Source organism: Streptococcus sp. 27098_8_66 (assembly GCF_041431945.1).
Taxonomy (GTDB): Bacteria; Bacillota; Bacilli; order Lactobacillales; family Streptococcaceae; genus Streptococcus; species Streptococcus dentalis.
Genome location: NZ_JAPVYS010000012.1, coordinates 35963 through 62842, shown reverse-complemented (window position 1 = coordinate 62842; position 26880 = coordinate 35963). Strand labels below are relative to the sequence as shown.

The 26880-nt window shown below is 42.2% G+C and carries 20 protein-coding genes and 1 other RNA gene; 3 read left to right on the top strand and 18 right to left on the bottom strand.

Going from position 1 to position 26880, the window contains the following annotated elements; genetic code table 11:
* The 3 genes from O3642_RS08615 to O3642_RS08605 form a co-directional block, all read right to left on the bottom strand.
* Nucleotides 1-1391 (bottom strand): Ig-like domain-containing protein (locus O3642_RS08615; RefSeq protein ID WP_371605800.1); only part of this gene is annotated, 1391 nt, incomplete at its 3' end.
* 507 nt (nucleotides 1392-1898) lie between these two features.
* A complete protein-coding gene (locus tag O3642_RS08610) occupies nucleotides 1899-3914 on the bottom strand; it encodes a DUF2079 domain-containing protein (RefSeq protein WP_371605799.1) in 2016 nt (671 codons plus the stop codon).
* 717 nt (nucleotides 3915-4631) lie between these two features.
* Nucleotides 4632-5321, bottom strand: coding sequence for a gamma-glutamyl-gamma-aminobutyrate hydrolase family protein (locus O3642_RS08605; protein ID WP_151379459.1), 690 nt, complete (start codon nucleotides 5319-5321; stop codon nucleotides 4632-4634).
* Between the two features lie 273 nt (nucleotides 5322-5594).
* Here O3642_RS08605 and O3642_RS08600 point away from each other — a divergent pair, with 273 nt between their 5' ends.
* Both O3642_RS08600 and galU read left to right on the top strand, forming a co-directional pair.
* Nucleotides 5595-6611 (top strand): NAD(P)H-dependent glycerol-3-phosphate dehydrogenase, encoded by a 1017-nt coding sequence (locus O3642_RS08600; protein WP_003012829.1) that lies wholly within the window; start codon nucleotides 5595-5597, stop codon nucleotides 6609-6611.
* Nucleotides 6612-6656: 45 nt separating this feature from the next.
* Complete coding sequence (gene galU, locus O3642_RS08595; protein ID WP_003012906.1) at nucleotides 6657-7562, top strand: UTP--glucose-1-phosphate uridylyltransferase GalU; 906 nt, start codon at nucleotides 6657-6659, stop codon at nucleotides 7560-7562.
* 62 nt (nucleotides 7563-7624) lie between these two features.
* On the opposite strand, the gene O3642_RS08590 is transcribed toward galU, so the two are convergent.
* From O3642_RS08590 to O3642_RS08520, 15 genes are all read right to left on the bottom strand, one after another.
* The gene (locus O3642_RS08590) at nucleotides 7625-10171 is read right to left on the bottom strand and encodes a C69 family dipeptidase (protein WP_371605798.1); all 2547 of its coding nucleotides are present in this window, start codon (nucleotides 10169-10171) and stop codon (nucleotides 7625-7627) included.
* Nucleotides 10172-10589: 418 nt separating this feature from the next.
* Nucleotides 10590-11267: a rhomboid family intramembrane serine protease gene (locus tag O3642_RS08585; protein ID WP_320911116.1), complete on the bottom strand. Its 678-nt coding sequence runs from the start codon at nucleotides 11265-11267 to the stop codon at nucleotides 10590-10592.
* The gene (locus O3642_RS08580) at nucleotides 11251-11790 is read right to left on the bottom strand and encodes a 5-formyltetrahydrofolate cyclo-ligase (RefSeq protein WP_003012768.1); all 540 of its coding nucleotides are present in this window, start codon (nucleotides 11788-11790) and stop codon (nucleotides 11251-11253) included. The genes O3642_RS08585 and O3642_RS08580 overlap by 17 nt, the downstream gene beginning before the upstream one ends.
* A gap of 108 nt (nucleotides 11791-11898) precedes the next feature.
* Nucleotides 11899-13032 carry an N-acetyldiaminopimelate deacetylase gene (locus O3642_RS08575; protein ID WP_371605797.1) on the bottom strand — a complete coding sequence of 378 codons (1134 nt, stop codon included), beginning with the start codon at nucleotides 13030-13032 and terminating at the stop codon, nucleotides 11899-11901.
* A 53-nt stretch (nucleotides 13033-13085) separates the two neighbouring features.
* On the bottom strand, nucleotides 13086-13784 hold the full coding sequence (gene dapD / locus O3642_RS08570) for a 2,3,4,5-tetrahydropyridine-2,6-dicarboxylate N-acetyltransferase (RefSeq protein ID WP_003012831.1): 699 nt from the start codon (nucleotides 13782-13784) through the stop codon (nucleotides 13086-13088).
* Between the two features lie 65 nt (nucleotides 13785-13849).
* A complete protein-coding gene (locus O3642_RS08565; protein WP_371605796.1) occupies nucleotides 13850-14083 on the bottom strand; it encodes a hypothetical protein in 234 nt (77 codons plus the stop codon).
* Nucleotides 14084-14358: 275 nt separating this feature from the next.
* Entirely contained in the window at nucleotides 14359-15048 is a 690-nt protein-coding gene (locus O3642_RS08560) for a hypothetical protein (RefSeq protein ID WP_320911114.1), read from the bottom strand.
* A gap of 5 nt (nucleotides 15049-15053) precedes the next feature.
* Complete coding sequence (locus tag O3642_RS08555; protein ID WP_371605795.1) at nucleotides 15054-15761, bottom strand: hypothetical protein; 708 nt, start codon at nucleotides 15759-15761, stop codon at nucleotides 15054-15056.
* Between the two features lie 118 nt (nucleotides 15762-15879).
* On the bottom strand, nucleotides 15880-16968 hold the full coding sequence (locus O3642_RS08550; RefSeq protein WP_371605794.1) for a hypothetical protein: 1089 nt from the start codon (nucleotides 16966-16968) through the stop codon (nucleotides 15880-15882).
* A 276-nt stretch (nucleotides 16969-17244) separates the two neighbouring features.
* Nucleotides 17245-18594, bottom strand: coding sequence for a glucose-6-phosphate isomerase (locus tag O3642_RS08545; RefSeq protein WP_049491423.1), 1350 nt, complete (start codon nucleotides 18592-18594; stop codon nucleotides 17245-17247).
* A gap of 569 nt (nucleotides 18595-19163) precedes the next feature.
* Nucleotides 19164-19259: signal recognition particle sRNA small type (gene ffs / locus O3642_RS08540), an RNA gene on the bottom strand.
* 39 nt (nucleotides 19260-19298) lie between these two features.
* On the bottom strand, nucleotides 19299-19808 hold the full coding sequence (tadA, locus tag O3642_RS08535) for a tRNA adenosine(34) deaminase TadA (protein WP_003016809.1): 510 nt from the start codon (nucleotides 19806-19808) through the stop codon (nucleotides 19299-19301).
* A gap of 302 nt (nucleotides 19809-20110) precedes the next feature.
* The gene (locus O3642_RS08530) at nucleotides 20111-21688 is read right to left on the bottom strand and encodes an ABC transporter ATP-binding protein (protein ID WP_003016812.1); all 1578 of its coding nucleotides are present in this window, start codon (nucleotides 21686-21688) and stop codon (nucleotides 20111-20113) included.
* Between the two features lie 373 nt (nucleotides 21689-22061).
* Entirely contained in the window at nucleotides 22062-22706 is a 645-nt protein-coding gene (locus O3642_RS08525; RefSeq protein WP_371605793.1) for an HAD family hydrolase, read from the bottom strand.
* 214 nt (nucleotides 22707-22920) lie between these two features.
* Nucleotides 22921-24213 carry an adenylosuccinate synthase gene (locus O3642_RS08520; protein ID WP_003002046.1) on the bottom strand — a complete coding sequence of 431 codons (1293 nt, stop codon included), beginning with the start codon at nucleotides 24211-24213 and terminating at the stop codon, nucleotides 22921-22923.
* 296 nt (nucleotides 24214-24509) lie between these two features.
* Between O3642_RS08520 and gshAB the strand changes: the two genes are divergently transcribed.
* Entirely contained in the window at nucleotides 24510-26765 is a 2256-nt protein-coding gene (gene gshAB / locus O3642_RS08515) for a bifunctional glutamate--cysteine ligase GshA/glutathione synthetase GshB (RefSeq protein WP_003002066.1), read from the top strand.
* The last annotated feature ends 115 nt before the right edge of the window (nucleotides 26766-26880 follow it).

Here is a 26880-nt window from a genome sequence, read left to right as displayed (position 1 = left end):
GTAGTTGTTGTTGTTGAAGTAGTCGTTGGCTCTTCTGTTGTTGTTGTGGTTGTTGTTGAAGTAGTCGTTGGCTCTTCTGTTGTTGTAGTTGTAGTCGTTGTTGTTGTAGTGGTTGTTGTAGTTGTTGTAGTTGTAGTCTTTTGGTCTACAATAGTTTTATTAACTGGTTTGTCTTTCGATTCAAATTCACTAGCTTCTACAACAGTATCTGCTGCCAACTCATAACCTTCTGGAGCTTGAGTTTCTTTGATGATATATTTATCTCTCAATAGGTTACCAAGAGTAAATTCACCTTTAGCATCTGTTGTGAACTCTCCCATTACTTGACCAGTAGCTTGACGGATAACTTGGAATTTCGCACCTTTAAGTGGTCCATTGTTTTCGTCATGTTTTGTAACTTTAATGCTGAAGGCATAACCCACACCTTCACCACCAGCGATTTGGATGTTTACTTTACTATTTGAATCGTACGGTGCTTTGTTATCACCTTTGATTGTCGCTGTATTCTTAATTTGTTCGCGGTCAACAGTTTCATAGTTAGCAACTGCTTCATATTCTACTGCAAAGTGATCATTAGCAGAAATATTACCAAAGTCAATAGAGAATGACTTATCTGTTGCGTTTACAGTATAGTTAGCCGTAACGTCTTGTTTGTTTTTAAGTTCCCATTTACCGTTTGCGTATTCCCAAGTACCTTTGAAGATTTTGAAACTGCCAGGTTTGTAGGTAACCCCTTCTGATGTTATTGAATCTGAAAGGACTGCATTGTTGATTGCTTCATTAGTTCTGTTCACAGAGATACGGAAACCAAGGTTTTTGTGGTCGCCACTATCCCAACCAGATTTGATGATGGTGTAACGACTACCTTCACCGACAGTACCACTTTTTACTTTACCGTTGAATTTAACTTTACCGTTTACAGAAAGCTTAAATGGAACTTCACCATCATTTGGGAATTTGTCTTTGTTAACCCCAGCATAGAAGAAGAATGAACCTGAAACGTCATTTTTTTCTTCAACGAATTTAGTAAATGTCAAGACAATCTTTCCAGTTTTTGCGTCAACTTTTGCATCGGCAATCTTTTTACCAGTGATTGAGTCGTTGATGTCAAAATCCTGAGACTTGATATCGATTGGTCCATCGATAGTGACTTCAGTTGTATCCCCTGCTTTAACATTTTTTCCTTCTAAAGCAAATTTTGCATTCAAACGGAAAGTATCCCATCGACCAAGATCCGCTACTAATTCTTCACCTTGAGAATTTTGGATCTTCACATCGGTGATGACATCGACATTTTTGGACGTGTCTGCGCTTACGTTGGTCGTAAACACGCCGAAAGAAATTATCAATAATGAGAAAATCATTGATAAACTAGCCGCTAACTTTTTCATATTCCTTTACCTCCTCGGTTTTTCTAAATTAGCTTCTCTAAATATAGCACAACGTAGTAGAAATAGCAATAGTTCTATTCAATATTTCTTACATTTTTGTGTGTTTTTTTTTGAACGGGCCATTTTATTGAGAAAAACTATCTTTTTCACCTATTTTCACTTACTTTTTTTTTGAACAACTGCAGTTGATTCCGATTCTCTTGTAACTTTTATGCATCTTTCGGATCAACTTTCTTCTATTATAGTTTATAGTTGTCATGCTAATTTTACTAACCCATTCTTGAACCAGACGTGCGGATACCTCTCGGAGATTTAAGGCCTCCTTTTATGCTGGCAGCAATGAGCACCTTCCTAACCCTAACTGGGCTGCTCTATTCTGCTGATCAAAAAAGGCGCACACATTCGTAAATGTGTGCGCCTTTTATAATAGAAGACTTTTTATCTCAATCGATGAATGACTTCTCGTTTCTCATAGAAGTTCAACTCTAGCAGAACATTTTTTAATCCTTATTTTACTTCTTTTTCTAACACCAGGACATCCTTGCTAGATAGAGAGCTTTCCTGATAGCCAGCCTCTTTGTATAGTTTGAGAGTTGCTGTTTCAGAGTAGCCATGTTTTTCATCTTGCATTTCTCTAGGTACGACGACATAGTCAATTTTTGGATCAAGTGCTTTGTTGTTGTGATAGAAGATATCGTACAATTCTTGGTGTTTTCGTAGGCCTGGAGTATATCCTCCTGCTGCTAACACAGAAGCATCTGCTGGTATTGAATCCAAAGTGGACTGAAGGCCATCAAAAAACTCTTTCCGATCATGATAATACTTCATCTCAAAGTTCCAGTTTCGAGTGAAACTATAGAGGATTGTCCCTGAGAAAACTAGGGAAGCAGCAACAAGAGCAAGCAAGACCTTCTCTCCAACCACTCGATGTCTGCTCAATTGATCTACCGCCAGGATAGCCATGATAAATAGGAGGGTAACCGATCCATAGCTATATTGGAAACCGATGTCAAACTGATATGGCCAGTCCATCAGTAGGTTGACTGCCAATAAAGGAATCAGGAGGAAGTAGGTAGAGAAGCGTCTTTGAACGAGGGGTAGGAAACCTAAAGGGAATAAGATTAAAAAGATATATCCCATTTTCTTGCCCGTGAAAAGACTTCCGATAATATAGAGTGGATTTAGGAAGATGTTTTTCAACACCATCGGCAAGCCGTGCTCCCCTTCCAATAATAAGTGTCCGTAACGCGAAACCATGGCTCCTTCACCATATTTAGCTAGAAGGAACAAAGCAAGGCTAAAGTAGAGGACTGGCAAAGCAAGAGTTCCTGCATAGAGCCATTTTTTGAAGGTGGCCGACAAGGTGAAACGTTTTTGGAAAGCAAAATAGAGTCCTAATGCCAGGACGTAGAGGGCCGCGTCCTCTTTCACAAATAGAATCAACAAGACAAATAGAATGGATCTCCAACGCCACTCAGAGATAAGGGCATAGAATAGCCATAAAATCAACGGCGGCAAGAAACAGTTCTCATGCAGGTGGTAAGCACCACTCGTGGTCATTACCGGAGTAAGGAAGAAGAGAGCGATAATGAAAGGATTAAGAAGTTTTGGTAGCTGTAATTTCTTCAAAATGAGGCATAGAGGGATAACAGCTGAGAAGACAATGAGGACTTGCATCACTTCCAAAGTTTCTACATAAGGGAATAACATGTAGAAGGGAAGAATGAGATAATAAATTGGAGAAATGTGGACTGCCATATGTGATAAGGCCTTATCTCTCTCAAGTGTCGTAATCTGAGTAAAGTCCGTTTTCATTCTTTCAAACATCTGAGAAAATATTCCGATGTCGAATGTCGATACTGAATTTGCCTTTACTTTGTAGTACATCACAGCAGACAAGTAGAGGACATAACAGAGCCCACCAATCAAGGCGACAAGGGTGAGACGTTTCACCCACACCGCATTGATCTTTTCCACTGCCAATCTATTAATCAACAAACCGATGAGAATGGCAATAAAAACAGAAACTAAGACCGGCCAAATCAACATTGAGAATTTTGATTCAGCAATGTTAAATGAGTGAATCCCTAGGGCATCGTTTTTAAAATCGCTACTCGCTTGGATCAGCAACTTAGGAAATGATAACAAAAGCCCCAAGGGGTAGATCATCGCAAGCCTTACTTTTTCCAAATGGAAGAGTAAGAACAAGGCCACTGATATCATTACCAAGCCCAAAGATAGGAAAAAGGTTGGACTTTTGAGAATGGCCATAAACAAGATTAAAGCTGACAGGATGATATTAGCCTGCCGGATATTTAAAAACTTTTTATATTCAAGAAGGAACCATAGAATTAGGTAACTAACCACCAATCCAATCACTGTAGTAGTGACCCCTACTGCTCCTAATTTGAGAAATAATACTTCAGTCGAAAATCTTAGTAGATTGACTAAAACAACGACTAAATAAGATCCTAATAGTAACCATAGATAATTTATGTTTACGAAATTTTTTATTTTTTTCATTTAAACCTCCCGTAATTACAAAATATTTTACCACAAATTAGTGAATTTGCCTACCTGAATATAATTGGAGGAGATAGAATTTCCATATATTATTTTCTTTTAACATTATTAATAAAGCTAATTCTTACCAAATAAGTTCCTATAATCAGATAAAATTGCTTCTTTACCCTCTGTGATGAATCCTGTATCAGCATCATAAACCACTCCTGAGGTAATAGCATCGTAGCAATGAGCGAGGGAACTTTCAATCATTACGACATACTTATGACCACTCGCGTTGATATTGTGAAAAGGGAGGAACTCTCAATCTCCAACGTCAACTCTCAGTTCCTTCTTCAGATACTGACGAAATCCTTTGTTTTCAAAGATTTGATCTCTATTACCTGTGTGGTGCAAAACCACGATTTCTCAAGTTTCATCTGTTGCCGAGAGATGACCATGGATCCAATCATTCCCTTTGTTACGCGCCAGCCGCATAAACTCTACCGTTTTGAAAGCAATTCCTGAATGGGATAGATTGATACACGTTCGAATCTACGAATTTCAGTCATCTTCATTTCTTTTTTCATTACGAGTGATAAACATACAAAAAGCTCCTGGAACAAGGAGCCTTTTACTGAAAAATATATGAAAAATAGTAAACTATAGCAACTAAAAGTAGGAGATCTTTGTTGATGAGTGTAGTTTGCGTATTTCTCCTAAAAAAACCTAAAGATCTTACAATTCTTGCAAGAGATAGCGAAACAGTTCTAAATTCCCTTTTTCTTCATTGACCAAGTATTCTGGATGCCACTGCAAGCCCATAATCCGATGACCGTCTACTGCTTCAATGGCTTCGATGGTGTGATCGCGCGGATCAAAGGCGGTCGCACGGAAATTTGGCGCGAGATCCTTGATACTTTGACGGTGCACGGAATTGATCCGACTGGCCTGTCCAAAGAGTTGCTCCACCACACTACCTTTTTTAGTCTGGATAAAATGGGAAGTCCCAAACGGAAGTCCTTGCCAATGTCCTTCGATTTCTTGGTTGAGTGTTCCTCCAAAAGCCACATTGATCAACTGGACCCCACGACAGATTCCTAAAACCGGTTTGTTTTGGCGTACTGCTTCCTTCAGTAGGGCTAGCTCAAATTGATCGCGTTCGATATTGTAATCATCGCTCTCGATGGTTTTTTCTTCGCCATAGAGACTAGGATCGACATTTTGGCCACCACTTAAGATCAATTTGTCAATCGTTTCAACATAGTCCTTAACCAAGGAAGGGTCTCCCATCGGGATGACCATTGGAAGTCCTCCTGCTTGACGGATCCCTTCCGCAAATTGACTAGACACGGAAGAATGAAGGTTTTTCCCTTCCGGGTCCACCGGACAGAGATTAGCGGATACTCCAACAATTGTTCTGCACATATTCATTCCTCCTTCATTTTAACTACTACTTATCTTACCACCCATTCATGATCATGTCTAATATGTATTTTTTAAAACCGTGATAGATTTTATTTATCACCCTCACCTTCCTCACAAAACAATTGATGATCATACAAGTTTTTTTACCTATATTATGTTAAAATAGAGAGGAAAATAGAATCGTCCTTCAAGGCACACATTAGGCCGTTTCGAAGGTGCAAGCGCTAGATTCCTAGCCTTGTTGAAAAAATAGACATAGAAATGGAAGATACAATGGAAAAACAAACCGTTGCAGTATTGGGTCCTGGTTCATGGGGAACAGCCCTTTCACAAGTCCTCAATGATAACGGCCATGAAGTCCGCCTCTGGGGAAATATCCAAGAACAAATCGATGAAATCAATACCGCTCATACCAATCAACGCTACTTCAAAGACATCGTTATTAGCGAAGAGATTACTGCTACGACCGATCTGAAAGCAGCTTTGGACGGTGTGGATGCTATCCTTTTTGTCGTTCCTACCAAGGTGACCCGCTTGGTCGCAAAACAAGTCGCTGAAACACTGGATCACCCTGTCATAGTCATGCACGCTTCTAAAGGGCTCGAGCCTGGTACACACGATCGGATTTCTCAAATCCTTGAAGAAGAAATTCCTGCTTCTCTTCGCAGTGAAGTAGTGGTCGTTTCTGGACCGAGTCACGCGGAAGAAACCATCGTACGGGATATCACCCTCATTACAGCAGCCTCAAAAGACTTAGAAGCTGCACGTTATGTTCAAGAACTCTTTAGCAATCACTACTTCCGTCTCTATACCAATACAGATGTTATCGGAGTGGAAACTGCTGGGGCCTTGAAGAATATCATCGCAGTCGGTGCTGGAGCCTTGCACGGTCTTGGTTATGGTGACAATGCCAAAGCAGCCATCATCACGCGCGGTCTCGCTGAAATCACGCGCCTTGGCGTTAAGCTCGGAGCTAGCCCATTGACCTATAGCGGTTTGTCTGGGGTCGGTGACTTGATCGTTACCGGAACTTCTGTTCACTCTCGCAACTGGCGAGCCGGGGATGCTCTCGGACGTGGCGAAAAATTGGAAGATATCGAGGCCAACATGGGCATGATCATTGAAGGGATCTCTACGACCAAAGTCGCCCATGAGCTGGCCCAAGAATTGGATGTCTATATGCCGATTACACAAGCCATTTACCAAGTCATCTACGAAGGAAAAGATATCCGCGAAGCTATCCACCACATGATGAGCAACGAATTTAAAGAAGAAAACGAGTGGAAATGAGTCAACCACCCTATCATCAATCCTACCTTTTAGAAAGGAAACTATATGACTAAAGTTAGAAAAGCAGTCATTCCTGCGGCTGGTTTGGGGACACGCTTCCTCCCAGCTACCAAAGCTTTGGCAAAGGAAATGTTGCCAATCGTTGACAAACCTACGATCCAATTCATCGTTGAGGAAGCCCTTAAATCCGGTATTGAAGACATTCTCGTTGTCACTGGTAAATCAAAACGTTCGATCGAAGACCACTTCGACTCAAACTTCGAACTAGAGTATAACCTGAAGGAAAAAGGGAAAGATGATCTTTTAAAACTGGTCGATGAAACTACTGGGATGCGTCTCCACTTCATTCGTCAAAAACATCCTCGTGGACTTGGAGATGCAGTTTTACAAGCTAAAGCTTTTGTTGGAAATGAACCATTCGTCGTGATGCTTGGAGATGACCTCATGGATATCACGGATGATAGAGCCACCACTCTCACCAAGCAATTGATGAATGACTATGACGACACACATGCTTCAACCATTGCAGTCATGAAAGTTCCTCATGAAGATGTTTCTGCTTACGGAGTGATCGCCCCTCAAGGAGAAGGCATCAACGGGCTATACAGTGTTGAAACTTTTGTTGAAAAGCCAGCACCTGAGGAGGCACCGAGCGATCTTGCTATCATCGGGCGTTACCTCTTGACGCCTGAGATCTTTGATATTCTTGAAAATCAAGAACCAGGCGCTGGAAACGAAATTCAATTGACGGATGCGATTGACACCCTCAATAAAACACAACGCGTCTTCGCCCGCGAATTTAAGGGACAGCGCTACGATGTTGGAGACAAGTTTGGCTTTATGAAAACCTCGATCGATTATGCCTTGAAACACCCTCAAGTCAAAAATGATCTTAAACAATATATTATCGAACTCGGAAAAAAATTAGAAGCAGAAAAAACTGTAGACTAATAAAAGGAAGAGAGATTTCATTCTCACTTCCTTTTTTTGTTGCATGTTATAAACTGAATCGTTTAATGGTTTCTACGTTTTTTAATGTTGTATCCAAATCCAAAAAGTGTCAACAGAACTCCGCCTACCATCGTCGCGATTGAAATACTTTGTCCGGTGGATGGCAATTTCTTATCATTTTTCTTTTCTTCAATTTTTGCTGCAGACTTATAAACTACACCATAAGTTGAAAAATGAGAGGTTGTAAATGTTACGGCTGACTTATCTTCATTTAGTTGGAATTGGAAGGATTCTAATTGGCCATTTTCACCGATACCATAAACTGCTTCTACTTCTTTTTGGCTATTTACTGGAATTGTCACAACAGTTGGACTAATTTGATGTATTGGATTGTTTTGGTTCGATAATTGAATATTATATGCCTCGTACTCTTTATCGGCTAGTGCTTTGATATCTTTCAAAACTTCAACAAGGAGACTATAACCACCTTGAGCAAAATCAGGGTTTTGCAAGACGATACCTGTTGCCTGGTCTACCAAAATATATGAATTGGTTGGTAAAACTGGGCGACCAACGGTACTTACGCTATTACTGTTTGTAGGAACAATAGTAGTTGTATTACTTGGTGTTGTTCCTTCCTGGCTTGCCTCGGTACTTGGCTCTGTGCTTGCTGTCGTTTCTTCCTGACTTGCCTCAGTACTTGGCTCTGTGCTTGATGTTGTTTCTTCCTGGCTTGACTCAGTACTTGGCTCTGTGCTTGCTGTCGTTTCTTCCTTGCTTGACTCAGTACTTGGCTCTGTGCTTGATGTTGTTTCTTCCTTGCTTGACTCAGTACTTGGCTCTGTGCTTGATGTTGTTTCTTCCTTGCTTGACTCAGTACTTGGCTCTGTGCTTGATGTTGTTTCTTCCTTGCTTGACTCAGTACTTGGCTCTGTGCTTGCTGTCGTTTCTTCCTTGCTTGACTCAGTACTTGGCTCTGTGCTTGATGTTGTTTCTTCCTGGCTTGACTCAGTACTTGACTCAGTTGGATCCTTGTAGTCGTCTGGTAAAGATGCACGATATGGATCATCTGTACGACCTGCTTCTTTAAGAGTTGCAGATAATTCAGACTCATATTGCTTGAATTGTTTGAAGAGACGTTCAGAGCGAGCTAAAGCATCCTCAGTTACCTGATCTTCAGCTGCTTTTGCTGCAGCTTCATCAGCTTTCAAGGCTGCATATTTGCTATCACTAACCTTCTGTTCAATGATCAATTGTTCTTCGAGAGCTTTCCAGTGATTTTGAATCGATTTCCCAAAGAGATCTTGATTATTGATGGCCATTTGGTCAATGTGCCAAACTGTCCAATACCATGAATTCGGATCATAGGTAGCAGTTTGAGGTTTGAAAGCCTTATAGGTATCTTTTACATTTCCATAGAATGGAACATAAGGGGTATTCCGTGAAGGCCCCATGCCGAGCCATACAGTTCCACCAAATGTTTTCGGAAGATTTGGATTGATTTGATAGACATGGGCATCGATCACATTTTCGTTTCCTAAAGCATATTTGTATTGATCTTTTCGAACAGTATCGTTGCTACCATCATCCCCTTGTTTCTTGACACCAATTTGATCATCTGGAACAAAACGACCATTCAAATGTTCAAAACGGTTTCGTTGTAAGGCAAAAGCATCTTCTAAGGTATATTTTTTATTTGGATCGGTTGGTGTGCGGAAGAGTTCGTATTCATCATCTTCATAAGTTACTTTTGCATTTGGGTCCAAAAGAGTGATTCCTGCATAAGTACGTGAACGGTCACCTTCGGCATATTTTTCTGGCCCATAAGATTTAGCAATATGAAAGTTCCCATCTTTATCGGTCTTGTAGTTTCCAGATTCTTTGGCTACTTTTTCGACATCTTTCGAAGCGATCACATTTTCCTTGTCATTCAAATCAACATGACCAAGGTAGTAGGTATTTGCGAAGACAGCATATTTGTCTTCTGGGACTTTTACCGCTACATATTGGTGACCGGAAAGAATTTCCATATACCAGGTTTCATTTTGGTCTGTAAAAACGACAACATTTCCTTCTGCTGACCCTTTTTCTTCAATAACTTTAGCTAAAAATTCAACCCCTTCACGAGCAGACTTAACACGTGGTAATACCACGTCCAACATAGCAGCTTCTGGAATCCCATTTTCTGTTAATGGGTCAGTCTTCAAGACTTTTTTGTTTGGAATTGCTGTAACAGTTGAGGTCATAGAGACGCCGGCTTCGTTAAATCCGTGTTCCCCAAAAGCACCATTACTACCATCTCCACGAGCAGAGTCATAAGTTGCTGTATATTTCATTTCACTAGTAGCATGTGGATAGGTAAAACCATTGGATTCGTCTTCCAGTTGGTCCCCTTCCTTATAATTCTTCGCACCAACAACCACATAGTTCTTGTTGTGCTTGCCACCATTTGGATAGTAAGGATAGTCTTCTGTCCGACCAAAGAGAGTGGTACCATCCTTAGTCAATTGCCGACCAATGATAAAACCACAACAGGCTTGAACAGCTTGAACTGGTAGGAGCAAAAACGTCATTGCTACCAACGAAAGTTTAAACAACCATTTTTTCATGGCAAATCTCCTTTTTGAATACTCCTTTTAGTAAAAAAAGGATAGCATTCCCGATTTTTTATACCTCCAGTTTACATCTTTTTATTCATTTTTGCAAACGCTTACCAGACTTGTTTTTATTCTATTTTTTCCTAAATTATCTTTCTATTCACTCATTTCTATGAAAATTATATATATTTATTGAGATTTCAAACAATTTTCTGTTAGTTTACGATTGCGCTACATTTTTTAGGAAAAAAGGGAGGCTGTGACAAAAGTCCTAGCCTCTCAATTATTTTTGGATTGTCGAGCAAGACGCAGTGGTTGAGTGGACTCTACTACGCTGATTTCATCAGCTTTTACAGCCCTACTCAACTGTGCGGAGGTGGGACGACGAAATCGAATTCTAACGAATTACCGATTTCTGTCCCACTCTCTCTTAAAATAGATTTAAGATTTTACCTAAGAAATAAAGCAAAAGTAAGAGATAAGATAGGGCTGCACTCATCTGATAGGTTCGGTTCATAAAGCGAGCTTCCCCTCTTACTGGAAAGACATAAGCCAACATCACCCCAGCTACTAAGCCACCGATGTGCCCCGCCATACTGATTCTTGGCATGAAGCTAAAGATCAAATTGACCAGGATCAAGCTGGTATAGGACTGACTTAAGTGGCGAATATAGGGACTTTGGACAATAAAGCGCAAAGCACCAATGGTCCCAAACAGTCCAAAGAGGGCTGTAGAAGCTCCTGCTGCAATCACATCTGGCGTAAAAATAGCGACAAAGACATTGCCCATCATGCCTGATAAGAGATAAAGAGCTAAGAAAGCTTTCGATCCAAAGAGATCTTCTGCCAAACGTCCCAAGTAATAGAGGGTGATCATATTGAGCACAAAATGTTCTAGGCCGATATGAACAAATGTAGCTGTCACTATTCGCCATAACTGGCTAGGATCGGATTTCACAACCTCTCCAATAATCCCACCGCTATAGTAAATAGCAGCACCCGTTTGGTAGTCGCCTCCAAATCGGATAAACATGGAAAGAAAGACTGCCGTTGTGACGAGCAATAAGAGGCTGGTCACAGGATAACGACGATCAAAGAGTAACTTCATAGACTAACACCTCCTGAACTGCCTGATCAAAAGCATCTGGTTGGAACTCCTTCTGCTGGATGGAATAAATCGTACTAACCGTTTTTCCAGTAAAATCTTCTAAATAACGATCATAATAGCCACCACCATAGCCAATTCGGTAGCCTTTTGACTGGAAGACCACGCCTGGTACATGGATCAGATCAATCTCTGACTGATCCACAAACCTTCCTTTTTCATTGGGCTCCAGCAAACCAAAGCGTGTCTTTTCCAAAATATTAGGATCGTATTCCACAAATTCCATCCGTCCGTGTGGATAGGTACGGGGAACACAGATGCGTTTTCCAAGTTGAAGAGCGGCTTGAATCAAGCTAGCTGTGGAAACTTCATGCTCAAAGGACAGATAGGTCGCAAGGGTCTTTGCCTCCTGAAAAGCTGGTAGCTCCAAGAGGCGCTGAGTCAGCTCTTCATCTGCTTGAGTTTTCACGGATTCTGGCAACTGTTTCATGGCTGCTATGGTTTCTTTTCGTAGTGTTTTCTTCATGCCTACTCCTTTTTCCTAGTTTTTATTGTATCATTTTTTAGCAAAGATCCGAACAGTTTTTACGCGACAAAGAAAAAATCCAACTCCAGACGGAGTTGAATCAATCACTTATTGGTTGGCTTTCATTTTCAAAAATTTACCTATGTTTTCCACAGCAAAGGGAAGAGCTGCTTCATTTGGGCTCATCTTTGGATGGTGCAGGGCATAAGGGGTATCAATCCCCAGCCAGAACATGACACCCGGGACCTTGCTCAAGAGAAAGCCGAAGTCTTCTCCTGTCATCGCAGGCAGGATATCAATCAGGTTCACGTCTTCCTCAGCTGTGAAAAAGTCCATGAGTTCTTTGGCCAATTCTGGTTGGTTTTCCACAGGCAGGTAGCCCCCTTGCTTGAGTTCCAGGTCCAATTTCACATCAAACGCTGCTGCAATTCCTTCTGCAATGGCTTTGACCCGTTTTTGAGTCAAAAGATTCATCTCCATGGTCAAGGTCCGAATGGTCCCATGAAGGAAGGCTGTCTCAGCAATCACATTATTGGTTGTTCCTGCATGCATGGAACCAAAGGTCACCACAGCACCTTCAATCGGATCGACATTTCGACTCACGACTGATTGGACTTGGGTAATGAAGTAAGAGGCTGCTACAAGAGCGTCATTGGCCTCATGTGGAAAGGCAGCATGCCCTCCCTTACCTGTAAAGGTAATCTTGACTTCACAGGTCCCCGCAAAAAGGGTACCCGTATTGGTCGCAATGTCCCCCACCTTCAAATCAGGGCGTACATGCAGACCATAAAATTCATCAGGGAGCCAGTCGCCAAAAGCATTGTCCTTATACATGAGCATCCCACCAGCTTCGTTTTCTTCAGCTGGTTGGAAGAGAAAGAGCAGGTTATTTTTGGGTTGCACTTGAACCAGTTGGTCCAAAAGCCCAAGGGCTGTCGTCATGTGCATATCATGACCACAAGCATGCATCCGTCCTTCGTGCTTGGAGGCAAAATCAAGGCCCGTTTGTTCCACAATCGGTAAGCCATCGATATCCGTCCGCCAGCCGATCGTTTTTTCAGGTGCAAACCCATGGAGATAAACCAGGATCCCGGTCCGCCAAGTCCGTTGCTCAACAAAGTCCTTGCCCGCTGTGATCTCTGCGATTCGCTCTAAGAGGTAGGCTTGGGTTTCAAATTCTTCCAAACCAATTTCAGGGATTTGGTGCAAATCCCGTCTGATTTTGATTAAATCCAATGTCATAGTCGTCTTCTTTCTATTAGAATAGAGGCCTTACAGCCTCTATATTTCATATCTTATAAATTACGCAAGGCGTCTTCCAACGCTGTTTTTTGTTGTGTTTTTTCATCGATTTCCTTGATGATGCGAGCTGGGACACCCGCTACGACCACATTTTCAGGAACATCTTGAGTAACGATAGCTCCAGCGGCAACGACGGATCCGTTTCCTACTTGAACCCCTTCAATCACAACTGCATTGGCACCGACCAAGACATTGTCACCGATCCGAACAGGCTCAGCAGAAGCTGGCTCAATGACACCCGCAAGAACGGCACCTGCACCGATGTGGCTGTTTTTACCAACAGTAGCACGACCACCAAGGATAGCCCCCATATCAATCATAGTTCCTGCACCGATTTCAGCACCGATGTTGATGACAGCACCCATCATAACAACCGCATTGTCTTCGATGGTCACTTGGTCACGAATAATAGCACCTGGTTCGATACGCGCATTTAGATAGCGCTTATCCAGCAAGGGAACAGCTGAATTACGGCCATCTTGTTCCACCACATAATCCTTGTTCTCTGTCAAGTTGGCAAGAAGGGGCTCGATATCTTTCCAGTCACCGAACAAAACATTGCCAAGCTTGGTAACAGAAGCAGGAACAGCCGTTGCCAATTCCCCTTCAAAGGTTATTTTCACATTTGTTTTCTTTTCTGCATTTCCAATAAAAGCGATAATTTCTTGAGCAGACATTTTTTGTGCTGTCATAAGATTCTCCATTCATTTCAATTAAAGGTATCCATATTATACCACAAACCCAAAGAGATGAACACCTAAGGTGACGTGCTTGTAGCCGAATCCTCCAGGCCTGTCATTTCACTAATGGTGCGATGACTTTCAAAGTGAATCGTAACTAAATGCGCTTCAGACAGTTTGTAGTAAAAGATTAAGAAGGGCTCTGAACTCATCATATTCGACCAAGAAACACGGCTAGGAATTCCTACGGTATTCACAAGATCTGAATAGCTGGTTCCTATTTTAATATTGGCAAAATCCTCTCTGTTCAAACTGCCATTTTTATTGGCTAATCGCTCACTGTTTAAGTTCTCAACATCAAGAGAAGATAAACGGTCAATGCCAATATTTGAAAGTAAAACTGTTACGGAAGAAGGACAGGTTTTCATCCTATCAGACAGGGAGTCCTATACATTTTTTCTCGGCCCTGGAACTCTTGTTCCTCTCAATGAAACTAGACCAGCTTCTGAAATCAAGTAGGTTCGACCCTGGTGGGCCGAAGCTACCTTGATATTCATCACTTGACCTGCCAATGATTTCTCCCTTCTTATATCAACACCAATTTCTTACCTTTTTTCTTCAATTCCATCACTACTTCTGCCTGGCCTGGTATTTGGTAAGTGGCTAGAAAACCTTCTTCTCCATCCAGCAATTCCCCCCAGACTAAGCGTTGTGGAGTTCCCAACTTATTGATTAGACGGGCTAATTCTGTACCTTTATTTTCTTTTTCAGTAGTGATTTCTTTCTCACTACTTGCCTTCTCGTTTGCATCCAACAAATTCGTCGCATCTACCATCGTCAAGCGATACCCCTGATCTTTCTCTTGTTCAAACCACAAGGTCACACTTTTCTTCCCATGAACTGTTTGCTTAGCTGCATAAGTCAAGACAAGAACAGTTTTATCCCCTTTAGCTGTCTTTGTATAGCGAACTTTTTGAGCTTTTCCCCATTCCGTCACAACAGTTTCCAAGCGTGTTCCTAGTTGCTGACTCTGCTTAAGACGGACTTTCAAATTCGCCACAGCTTCGATGGTCCATTTAAACTGCTTGATTTCTTGTTCCTTGCTGACCAAATTCTTGTAATCCTTTGGCTGGAAATGAGTAAGCGTTTGATCCTCCTTGGTATCGGTTCCCTGCTCTTGCACCTGGATCCTTGCAATCGCAAGTAACAGTCCTAAAACAAAACACAAAAACGGTAGCAAGAGTTCTTTTCGATTCTTTTTCATCCACTCGATCATTTGCTTCACCCCTTCTTCGTCAAACGATACTGACCACTCTGGTCACGTTCAAAGGTCAAAGAGACCAGTCCATCTGTCACCTGATAAGACAAGGCTAAGACTTGCTCGTCCTTTGTAGAGGTCAAACTAAGAGAATTGGGAAGGCCTGATTTGTTCAAGACTTCTTCTACAGACGTTCCCTTTTCCTTTTTTCCATCCAAAGGCTTATAGCCTACAAAATCTGCCAATTTTAAATTCTTTTTGCTCTGATAGTGAGCCGACTTGGGCGCAAATCCTTGAATCGAGCTCACATAAAAGGCATCACCCTGCTTTTGAAATTCTATGGTATAAGGATAGAGCCCCTTTACAGGACTCCCATAACCTAGCTGGACTTGCGCTCCAAAACTCGTATCTTCTTGTGTAAAACTCGCTGCTTTTCCAAATTTTTTGACGAATGCAGACAAAGTCACCCAATTTTTTTGTGTCTTTCCTTCTCCTCTTGCAAGCTCCAATAACAGCAAGTCTTCTAAAGTCGGCGCTTTGGAAGAAGAAGCAACAAATTGCTGGCTGGCTTCATGCATTTGAGACAGGCTCAACAAGCGATCTTTGGGTAAGGTTTTAACCGGATGAATCATAAATACCAGGCAAGCACCAACGACAAAAGCTAACAAAGCACTTGCAGCTTCTTTGAGGATTTTCTTATGATCTCTGACCCACTCTTTCATTTCTTCCATCCTTTATGCTCTTTCTATTCAAACTCCTTCTATTGTATAGAAAATTAGCGTATTTGTCTCGTCTTATCCGAATTATCCGAAAGAAAGAGGCGCTTGCCTCTTTCTTTTCTTCATTAATTTAGTAGCTGTCTTTACTGCTCAAAAGGAAATCTCCATTTGATTGGCGAATGAAGGTTAAGTCCACATAGTCCCCATTTTTCTTTTGGAAATCCATGACCATTTCCACCTTGTCTGAATCATCAGATGTACGGATGCTCAGGCTGACCCCATCACTGTATTTTTTTAAAATCTCTTTGTATGAGGTTCCTCCTGCACCGGTCTCACTGTTTCCAATTTTGAATCCATCTGCGAAGTTATCCTCGACGCTAAGATTTTTCCCAAATTGATTAAATTCAAACTTGACAAGCTGGAATTCTTTTCCTTTCTTAGAGTAGGTTGCTTTGACATCTTTATTATACGAGCTGTCATCCCAGCTTAAGGTTAATTCGCCATTATCAAATTGAACAGAACTAGCTTTACCATAAGCATCGACTGTTTCTTCAGGAGTCTCCCCACCATCTTTTTCAGTCAAAAACTGAAGCTGCTCGATATCAGATTGCTTCCAGCTGAAATCGGCTTCCGCATCTTCAGAAGTCAATTGCTCCAAATCGATATTGGAAGAAGAAGCAGAATGGTAGCCTGACCAAGAAGCCTGCTTTCTTGATGACGAGGCGCTAGGTCTGGCATGACCAATCAAATAGCCACTGACTCCACCGATGAGAAGACCTACTAAGATCCCAAGAGCAAAACGAATAGCCTTCTTGTCTGCAGTATCCATCGGTCTTCCAACAGGAGGGAGAGGAGCTTGTGGAATATGTGTGTCAGGAACAGGCGCTGTTTGCGGACTAACCGGTCCAGCTACTGTGTTTTGAGGAGCTTGAGGCGCAGGCTGGAATGGAGGAGTCGGTTGAGGAGCAACAACTACATCTGGATTTTCTCCAACAGTTGCTTCATCTGCTTTTGGATGCTCCATAGTTTCTGATATAGCTGGCTCGTCTGCTTCTTCTTTCATTGCTTCCGTCTCCGTCACTGAAAGGCCACTAACTTCTGGAACGACCCAGTCTTCGGCTTCTTCTTTTGGGACAAAGGCTGGCGCAGCCACATCAAATTGAGGCGCACCCTCTAAGGGCGTCTGTTTCATAAATTGTTCTTGATCTTTCTCGGACATTTCGAATTCTCCTTTTTATTCTTCTCTTCTACTATAACATAAAACCAAGCAAGGACCAACTCCTGTCTGTTAAGACTGAAAAAGATCGGAGATAGATCGGACCTTTTAGAAATTTCTATTAAAATTTCTTGCGAAGGGGGACAATAGCAATCAGTTAACCATATGATTGAGAAACATAACTAGATCGTGTTTTTATAATTGATTCCAGGGGACAAAAATATGAGTTTGTTTAGCAAGTAAAAAAACGACCTCTTACGAGATCGTTTTGTCTATTGATTAAAGACGAGCGTTGAGTTCTGCTCCAAGTTCTTCAAATCCTGGTTTACCAAGAAGGGCAAACATATTTTTCTTGTAAGCTTCAACACCTGGTTGGTCAAATGGGTTGATCGCATTCAAGTAACCTGAAAGGGCGATTGCCAATTCGAAGAAGTAGATGGCATAACCAAGAGTGAAGGCATCTTGCTCAGGAAGAGTTACGTACATGTTTGGCACGTCACCGTCAGTGTGGGCAAGAAGAACACCGTCAGTTGCTTTTTTGTTTACGAAGTCAACGTCTTTTCCTTGGAGGTAACCAAGTCCATCAAGGTCTTCTTCCAATGTAGGGATGATCACGTTCTTACGTGGTTTGTCCACGCGGACAACTGTTTCAAACATGATACGAGTTCCTTCTTGGATAAATTGACCTAATGAGTGCAAGTCTGTTGAGAAGTTAGCTGAAGTTGGGTAGATTCCTTTTTGGTCTTTCCCTTCTGACTCACCAGCCAATTGTTTCCACCATTCTGAGAAGTATTGAAGGGATGGCTCGTAGTTTACCAAGATTTCGGTTGCATAACCTTTACGGTAAAGGATGTTACGAACTGCTGCGTATTGGTAAGCTTCGTTTTCAGAAAGTTTATCTGAAGTATAGTCTTTACGAGCTGCGTTAGCACCTTCCATAAGGGCTTTGATATCTGCACCTGATGCAGCGATTGGAAGCAATCCAACTGCTGTCAATACTGAGAAGCGTCCACCGATATCATCTGGAACTACAAATGTTTCCCAACCGTTCGCATCTGCTTCAACCTTAACAGCACCTTTTTGGCGGTCAGTAGTTGCGTAGATCCGTTTGTTAGCTTCTTCTTGACCGTATTTCTTCACCAAGAGTTCTTTGAAGACACGGAAAGCGATAGCTGGTTCAGTAGTTGTACCTGATTTAGAAATCACGTTTACTGAGAAGTCTTTGTCTGCAACATACTCTACCAAGTCAGCAAGGTAAGTAGATGAGATTGAGTTTCCAGCATAAAGGATTTGTGGAGCTTTGCGTTCTTCTTTTGTTTGCAAGTTTGCAAAGTGGTGGTTCAAGAAGTCAATAGCTGCTTTGGCTCCAAGGTATGACCCACCGATACCGATCACGACCAAAACATCGCTGTCTGATTTGATTTGTTCAGCAGCTTTCAAGATGCGGTCAAATTCTTCGCGGTCGTAATTTTCAGGAAGGTCCAACCAACCCAAGAAGTCGCTACCAGCACCTGTTCCTTTACGGATCAATTCATCAGCTGCAGTCACTTGTGGTTGCATGTATTCCACTTCATGTGGGGCAACAAATTTACCCAAAACTTTTGAGTAGTCAAATTTAATATGAGACATGTTATTCCTCCAAATTTTGTTCTCCTCTATGATATCGCTTTACACGGATTTAATCAAGGGAAACCAATCTATAAAACGTTTTCATTTGCTAATTTTTTTATTTTCACAAATCAAGCAACGACGCAATAGCAATCGTTTGCATATTTGCACTATTTTTGGCTAGAAAATAAAAAAAGAAGCTTCTCACGAAACTCTATTTTTTCTCTTTTATTCTTTGGATATCAAAGTCATTTCTACATGACTCTGGTGAGCAATAGCCCTCACGTCGCTTCGATCCTCAGGGTCAATATCTCTAAACTCATCTGCGACTTTCTGGCTAATTTCATTTACGCTATAGCCCTCACGTTGCTTCGCTCCTCAGGGTCAATATCTCTAAACTCGGTTGCGCCTTACAGGCTAATTTCATGTTACGCTATAGCCCTCACGTCGCTTCGCTCCTCAGGATCAATATCTCTAAGCTCGGTTGCGCCTTATAGGCTAATTTCATGTTACGCTATAGCCCTCACGTCGCTTCGATCCTCAGGATCAATATCTCTAAGTTCGGTTGCGCCTTACAGGCTTACCTCACTAAGAGCTATAGAAAAAAGAGCACACAGTTCACTTCGCTTAGGGCTGCTGGATTCCTCCCCTGACCCGCTTCACGCAGAACTGTTGCTCCGATAGGTATTATATCATAATTTGTTCGATTTGCAAAGGTCCGGTTTTTATTCTTGTGTTTCGGCCTTGGCTGCGAGTTTGGCTTGTTTTTTTCGTTCTCGACCTTGGCGGAAGAAGGTCTGCATGATGGCTGCACATTCTGCTTCCAAGATTCCTGTTTCTACTTCGACTCGGTGATTGAGGCGTTCATCTGCCAAAATGTCGTAGAGACTACCTGCTCCACCGAACTTCTGATTGGTCGCCCCGTAAATCACCTGGGGAATCCGAGCTAGACCAATGGCACCACTACACATGACACAGGGCTCAATCGTGACAAAAAGCGTCGTATCCAGCAGGCGCCAGCTATTTTCACGCTGATTGGCCTCCTCGATCGCCATGATTTCCGCATGCATGACCGCCCGCTGCAGCTCCTCACGCGCATTATGTCCACGCCCGATAATCTGACCATCCTTGACCAAGACACAGCCAATCGGTATTTCATCATTGGCGAGGGCAATCTCCGCCTCCTTCAGGGCTTCCCTCATAAACATCGCTTTTTCCTCTATCGTGTAGTCCATCTCTTCCTTCTTCCTTTTAGTTTCTTTGTTCATTATACCATAGGCAGCTTACGACTCACAAAAAAAGCCGCCGATTGGGCGACTCTTATGGGAGATTATTATGAAAAAGTTTAGGAGGTTTAAACAAAGTTAGGAGGTCTTTGTTTATGCTTCTAGTATAGCTGGCCTATCTTAAATAAAGCTTAAGTTCTCTGAGTATTGATGATTTTGGAAATATCACCACTTAGAATCTCAAAAATATCTGACAAATTGCTGGCTTACTACTATCCGCTTTGTCGCAGAACCAACTATTGTGGCATCGCTCATCCTTTACGTAACTCAAGGATTTGGTCATAGCGCTCTTCTTCATCAATATGATGGGCTATTTCTAGTACCGTGATCGGCAAAGAAAAGATTAGGTCTCTAACCAGACGACTATTTTTTTCGTCCAAAGCTGATGTCACTTCGTCCGCTAATAAAATATCCTTCTCGCGTAAGAGAAAACGAGCCAACTCTAATCTGACACGCTGACCTCCTGAAATGTTTTCACCATTATTATGAATTTCTACATTCAAAATATCCTGAAATTCATCTATTAAGCCAACTCGGTCCAATACCTCCAATAATTCATGGTCCTGAAAAGGCTGACCAAAAGTTAGATTATAGCGGATAGTATCGTTAAACAGGAAGGGATGCTGGCTAATTAAACCGATATTCCCTTGGAAATGACTCGTTATTTGATTTCCATCATACTGAACGAAAATGTCACCCTCATCACATACTTCTTCTCCTAAAATCAAGCGAAAAAGAGTCGTCTTTCCAGACCCGCTCGGTCCTTTGATTAAGACCTTCTGACCTACTGAAATCGTCGCCGTCAAATCAGAAAAAAGCTGACGTTCAGCAAAACTTTTTGAAATATGATTTAAGCGCAACGATTCGAGATTTTCAACAAATTGATCCTTTGTCTCTTCGAAATCAGGTTCTTCCTCGATAATCTTAAACAGGCGGTTCGCAGTCGGCAAGGCACCTTGGAGATTGGCTGCACTGTACATCAGAGTTTGGATCGGTTCTACCAGCATCCCCGCAGCAACATACATAGAGATGAGGCTTGTAATAGAAATAGAATTTCCCTGTAAACTCAAATAAAAGCCTAAAGCAAGAGGAACAACCTGACTAAAAAAGACCATAAATCCATTAAAGAAAAAAATAATATTATGTGTGAAACAAAATCTTTGGATGGCTTTTTGATATTCTCCGTTTAAATCATTCACGCGCTCTTCATTCAGCCTCATGGCCTGATTAATCCGTAAGGTTTGGCTGCCTTGCATACTATCCGAGACAAGCCCATGTAATTTCGTTCTAAGCTTGGACCAGCTGTCTCCCGAATCTTGTAAACGACGATTCATGATGAACTGAGGAATAGGTCTCATAATCGTAAAAATGACAAAAATAAGTCCTAAGAGAAAATTTTGTGAAACAATATAAATGGCTGTAACAAGGGCGACAAATCCCCAACTCACCATAACATTTATATTTTCCAAATAATTATCGCCCACATATTCCATATCTTGAGTTAGCAGACTAACTTTTTCATCATTGGAAAATTTAGGATTCAATATGACTTTCTTAAATAAAAGGGCACGGACACTTTTGTTGATTTCTCTTCGGAATATATTGTGCGAATAGTTTGAAAACAGCATCAGACTATAAATAACAAGATAGACAGACAAACCAAATAAAACAAAATTGAGAATTTTTCCATAAGAAAGGCCGTCTTGATCTAACTTCAAGGCCTTCGTTAAAATCAGAGGTTGCGCCAACACCAAACCACTATTCACAATACGCCCTAAAAAAATAGGAAAAAGATACTTCTTATCAATGTACTTATAAATATTTCTCATAATTATCATCCATCAAAATAGAGGGCTAGCACAACCCTCTTCTCTAATTTATTTAAAATCGTGATTATTTACAATCACAATTATAGTTAAATACTCTAGGTTTAGCATTCATTTTGTCATCGAATTTGTTATTCACTTTAACCTTCATGATATCTTCCTTTCTAGCGTAAGAAAAAATGAATGATTGGTTTTAGTATTAAAATACAACGTACCATCATCAGTACTATATTTTAATATATATCGTGACAAATTCATATTATCACCTCTTAATCTGTGTGACTTAACCTACAGTAAATATACACCGATAGAAATATTAAATCAAGCAATATTCAGCAGATTAGAAAAGTTCCAACTTTTAATATTTTGGAAAAGGTTATCCTATAAAAGCTGCAATTTCGCCAACTTCTTGAGCAATATAGGTGGCGCCGGCTTCTTCCAATTCTTCCCTGCTTCCAAAGCCATAAAGGACACCGATAGAATCAAGCTTTTGCGCTTGAGCGCCAAGCACATCGTGCTCCCTGTCTCCAATCATGATGGTATGCGCCAAATCTGTAATCCCATTTTGCTCCAAGGCATACTGGATAACATCGCTTTTTTTACTACGTTTTCTATCCATGGTCGCACCAGCGACAAAGTCAAAATAATCATACAAACCAAAGTGTTTGAGAATTTGAATGGAAAATTCTTCAGGCTTTGACGTAGCTACAATCAACTGTTTGCCAGCCTGCTTGAGAGAAGCCAGCAAGTCAGGAACGCCTAGATAGACCTCATTTTCATAAAGGCCTTTTTCGGAAAAATACTCATGATAGTAGTCAATGGCCTTTAAACATTCTTCCTTAGAAAATCCATAAAAGCGCTCAAAAGACTCCTGCAAGGGCGGACCGATGAAAACTCTCAATGCTTTCTTGTCTGGCGCTTGAATCCCATATTTTCCTAAGGCATAGGCCACCGAGTTGGTAATCCCTAGTTCTGAATTGGTCAAGGTGCCGTCTAGGTCAAATAAAATCGTTTGATACATTTTTTCCTCTTTCTGCTTTCAAAAAGAGGCTGGGACAAAAGTCCTAGCCTCTCAATTGTCTTTGGATTGTCGAGCAAGACGCAGTGGTTGAGTGGGCTCTACTACGCTGATTTCATCAGCTTTTACAGCCCTACTCAACTGTGCGGAGGTGGGACGATGAAATCGAATTCTAACGAATGACCGATTTCTGTCCCACTCTCTTATCTTCATTTGCTTATAAACTAGACCAAACACTTTCCAAGATATTGGTTTGCTCGCGACCTGGTCCGACTGAGAAGGTCGAAATGCGGACTCCAACCAGTTCGCTGACACGGCGAACATAATTGCGGGCATTTTCTGGCAGGTCTTCTAGGCTGCGGACACCAGTGATGTCTTCTGACCAACCTGGCAATTCTTCATAGATCGGCTTGCAGCGCTTGAGCTGCTCCAGACTTGCTGGGTAATGGTCGATTCTTTGACCGTCCAAATCGTAGGCTACACAGATTTTGACTGTATCTAGACCACTCAAAACGTCAATGGAGTTGAGGGAAAGGTTGGTAATTCCTGATACGCGGCGGCTGTGGCGCATAACAACGGAGTCAAACCAGCCCACCCGACGCGGACGGCCAGTCGTTGTACCGTATTCATGCCCCACTTCACGGATGCGCTCGCCCACTTCATCAAACAGCTCTGTTGGGAATGGTCCATCACCGACACGGCTCGTATAGGCTTTGCAGACACCGACAACCTTATCGATCTTACTTGGGCCGACACCTGATCCGATGGTCACCCCACCTGCGACTGGGTTTGAAGAGGTTACAAATGGATAGGTTCCTTGGTCGATATCCAACATAACCCCTTGGGCTCCTTCAAAGAGCACGCGCTTGCCGTTATCCAAAGCATCGTTCAAGATGACAGAAGTATCGGTTACATATTGTTTGATTTGTTGACCATATTCATAGTATTCTTCGAAGATATCGTCAAAGGAAAGAGCCTCTGCTTCATAGAGTTTGGTAAATTGACGGTTCTTTTCTTCCAAGTTGATGCGCAGGCGTTCTGCAAAGACGTCGCGGTCCAAAAGATCCGCGATCCGGATTCCCACACGCGCAGCCTTGTCCATGTAAGCTGGTCCAATTCCTTTGATGGTCGTTCCGATTTTGTTGTCCCCTTTTGACTCTTCTTGGAGACGGTCCAATTCGATATGGTAAGGGAGGATGACATGGGCGCGGTCTGAAATGCGCAAACTGTCTGTTGTCACACCTTCTTCATGAAGATAAGCCAACTCTTTGACCAATGATTTAGGATTGATCACAACCCCATTCCCAATGACAGAAATCTTTTCAGGGAAGAAGATACCTGAAGGAATCAAGTGCAACTTGAATTTTTTGCCGTCGATCACGATGGTGTGACCGGCATTGTCCCCACCTTGGTAGCGAGCAATGACTTCTGCATTGGCTGATAGGAAGTCTGTAATCTTCCCTTTTCCTTCATCTCCCCACTGGGTTCCTACAACAACTACTGATGTCATATCTTTGTCTGAGCTATATAGCTCGTCCTTTCTTGAAAAGCAGGCAGGAATCTCACCTGCGATTATGTTTTATACCTCATTATATGAAAAATTTGATAATTTTTCAAGGAGGGTTCATCATTTCATTTGTTTTTTCTCTTATGTAGACGAATTACATTTTTACAAAATATGTATTTTCTGAATTTTAGTACTTAATTTAAAATAAAAGTTCGGAATTTTTGTAAAATCGTAGCGGAAATTTGCTTTCTTTTTCCGTTTGTAATAGACTAAAATAACTACCATAGGACGGTGAAACGATGACGATTAATCAATTACTGCAGAAACTGGATACATCAAGCCCTATTCTCCAAGCGACCTTTGGTCTGGAGAGGGAAAATCTGCGAGTGACAACTGATGGACACTTAGCTCAAACTGCTCATCCGAGTCAGCTTGGTTCCCGCAATTTCCACCCGACCATCCAAACAGACTTCAGCGAACAACAACTGGAACTAATTACACCTATTGCTCACTCTACTAAGGAAGCGCGGCGCTTACTGGGAGCTATCAGCGATGTGGCAGGCCGCTCAATTGACCAGAGTGAATGCCTGTGGCCTCTGTCCATGCCACCGCAGCTGACTGAAGAAGATATTATCATCGCCCGTCTGGAAAACGAATACGAACGCCACTACCGAGAGGGTTTAGCGAAAAAATATGGCAAAAAACTACAGGCCATCTCTGGTATCCACTACAACATGGAGCTAGGGAAAGATCTGGTCGCTGCTCTCTTTCAAGTCAGCTCCTATCATTTACTCAAGGACTTTAAAAATGACCTCTATCTCAAACTGGCTCGAAACTTTCTGCGTTTCCGATGGCTCTTAACCTATCTCTACGGTGCTGCTCCTCTGGCAGAAGCCGGCTTCTACAGTCAGGAATACCCGCAGCCTATCCGCTCTTTTCGCAACAGCAACTATGGCTATGTCAATGACGAGAATATTCAGGTGTCCTACACTTCTTTGGAGCAATATGTAACCGATATTGACAACTACGTTCAGTCTGGCGAGCTCAGTGCTGAAAAAGAATTTTACTCAGCCGTTCGCTTCCGTGGACAGAAGCACAATCGCGCCTATCTGGAGCAGGGTATCACCTATCTGGAATTCCGCTGCTTCGATCTCAATCCTTTTGACCATTTGGGCATTAGCCAAGAGACCTTAGATACTGTCCATCTCTTTTTACTGGGCCTGCTCTGGCTAGATGATGTAGAAAATGTTGATGCAGTATTAAAAGATGCTCATGATTTGAACCAGAAAATTGCTTGTAGCCACCCGCTGACTGCCCTGCCAGATGAGGCAGACAGCTCAGCCATTCTCCAAGCCATGGAAGGGCTCATCCAGCATTTTGAACTGCCAACTTACTATCAAACTTTGCTGGACCAGATGAGAGAGGCTCTCTTACATCCTCAGCTGACACTGTCAGGACAGCTCCTGCCCCATATCCAGCAAGATTCTTTAACAGCTTTTGGTCTAGAAAAAGCAGAAGAATACCACCGCTATGCCTGGACTGCTCCTTATGCCCTCAAAGGCTACGAAAATATGGAACTGTCCACCCAGATGCTACTCTTTGATGCTATTCAAAAGGGGCTGAATGTTGAAATTTTAGATGAAAAGGACCAATTTCTCAAGCTTTGGCATGGTAGTCATGTAGAATATGTCAAGAACGGCAATATGACCTCCAAGGATAACTATGTCATCCCTTTGGCCATGGCCAATAAAACAGTCACCAAAAAGATTTTGGCAGCAGCTGACTTTCCCGTTCCGGCTGGAGCAGAATTTTCTTCTCTTGAAGAGGGACTGGCCTACTACCCTTTGATTAAGAACCGAGAAATTGTTGTCAAACCCAAGTCAACTAACTTCGGACTGGGCATCTCTATCTTCCAAGAGCCAGCTAGCCTGGAAGCTTATCACAAGGCTCTGGAGATTGCTTTTTCAGAAGATGTCGCCGTCTTAGTGGAGGAATTTATCGCTGGAACGGAGTACCGCTTCTTTGTCTTAGACGGACAATGCCAAGCAGTCCTCTTGCGAGTGGCGGCCAATGTCGTCGGAGACGGTCAGCATACCGTGAGAGAATTGATTGCCATCAAAAATGACAATCCTCTGCGGGGCCGAGATCATCGTTCACCGCTTGAAATCATTGAACTGGGGGACATTGAACTGCTCATGCTGGACCAGCAAGGCTATGGACCAGATGATATCCTGCCTGCTGGAGTCAAGGTTGACTTGCGGCGCAATTCCAACATTTCTACTGGCGGAGACTCGATTGATGTCACAGACAGCATGCACCCATCTTATAAGGAACTCGCTGCGGACATGGCAAAGGCTATGGGAGCCTGGGCCTGTGGCGTTGATCTCATCATCCCTGACAGCTCTGCTATTTCCACAAAGGAAAATCCCAATTGTACCTGCATCGAGCTCAACTTCAATCCTTCTATGTATATGCACACCTATTGTGCTGAGGGGCCGGGACAAAGCATTACTCCGAAAATACTAGCTAAACTTTTCCCAGAAATGGACCTATAAAGTAAGAAAACGCAGAAGATGTCTCTGCGTTTTTGTTTTGTAACCGAGGTAGAGTTTTAGATGATAAGCTAAAAAGATTAAGCATGGTCCTCCTACAAGTTTAAAATAGCAAGTC

Bases quoted from the DNA above. Each gene is read 5' to 3' on its own strand.
- O3642_RS08555 (WP_371605795.1), bottom strand. From the start codon at position 15,761: ATGGAAGAAATGAAAGAGTGGGTCAGAGATCATAAGAAAATCCTCAAA.
- O3642_RS08575 (WP_371605797.1), bottom strand. From the start codon at position 13,032: ATGACATTGGATTTAATCAAAATCAGACGGGATTTGCACCAAATCCCT.
- O3642_RS08590 (WP_371605798.1), bottom strand. From the start codon at position 10,171: ATGAAAAAATGGTTGTTTAAACTTTCGTTGGTAGCAATGACGTTTTTG.
- O3642_RS08520 (WP_003002046.1), bottom strand. From the start codon at position 24,213: ATGACATCAGTAGTTGTTGTAGGAACCCAGTGGGGAGATGAAGGAAAA.
- O3642_RS08560 (WP_320911114.1), bottom strand. From the start codon at position 15,048: ATGATCGAGTGGATGAAAAAGAATCGAAAAGAACTCTTGCTACCGTTT.
- O3642_RS08605 (WP_151379459.1), bottom strand. From the start codon at position 5,321: ATGTGCAGAACAATTGTTGGAGTATCCGCTAATCTCTGTCCGGTGGAC.
- gshAB (WP_003002066.1), top strand. From the start codon at position 24,510: ATGACGATTAATCAATTACTGCAGAAACTGGATACATCAAGCCCTATT.
- O3642_RS08610 (WP_371605799.1), bottom strand. From the start codon at position 3,914: ATGAAAAAAATAAAAAATTTCGTAAACATAAATTATCTATGGTTACTA.
- O3642_RS08525 (WP_371605793.1), bottom strand. From the start codon at position 22,706: ATGTATCAAACGATTTTATTTGACCTAGACGGCACCTTGACCAATTCA.
- O3642_RS08545 (WP_049491423.1), bottom strand. From the start codon at position 18,594: ATGTCTCATATTAAATTTGACTACTCAAAAGTTTTGGGTAAATTTGTT.
- O3642_RS08600 (WP_003012829.1), top strand. From the start codon at position 5,595: ATGGAAAAACAAACCGTTGCAGTATTGGGTCCTGGTTCATGGGGAACA.
- O3642_RS08585 (WP_320911116.1), bottom strand. From the start codon at position 11,267: ATGAAGTTACTCTTTGATCGTCGTTATCCTGTGACCAGCCTCTTATTG.
- dapD (WP_003012831.1), bottom strand. From the start codon at position 13,784: ATGACAGCACAAAAAATGTCTGCTCAAGAAATTATCGCTTTTATTGGA.
- O3642_RS08580 (WP_003012768.1), bottom strand. From the start codon at position 11,790: ATGAAGAAAACACTACGAAAAGAAACCATAGCAGCCATGAAACAGTTG.
- galU (WP_003012906.1), top strand. From the start codon at position 6,657: ATGACTAAAGTTAGAAAAGCAGTCATTCCTGCGGCTGGTTTGGGGACA.
- O3642_RS08550 (WP_371605794.1), bottom strand. From the start codon at position 16,968: ATGTCCGAGAAAGATCAAGAACAATTTATGAAACAGACGCCCTTAGAG.
- tadA (WP_003016809.1), bottom strand. From the start codon at position 19,808: ATGGACTACACGATAGAGGAAAAAGCGATGTTTATGAGGGAAGCCCTG.
- O3642_RS08530 (WP_003016812.1), bottom strand. From the start codon at position 21,688: ATGAGAAATATTTATAAGTACATTGATAAGAAGTATCTTTTTCCTATT.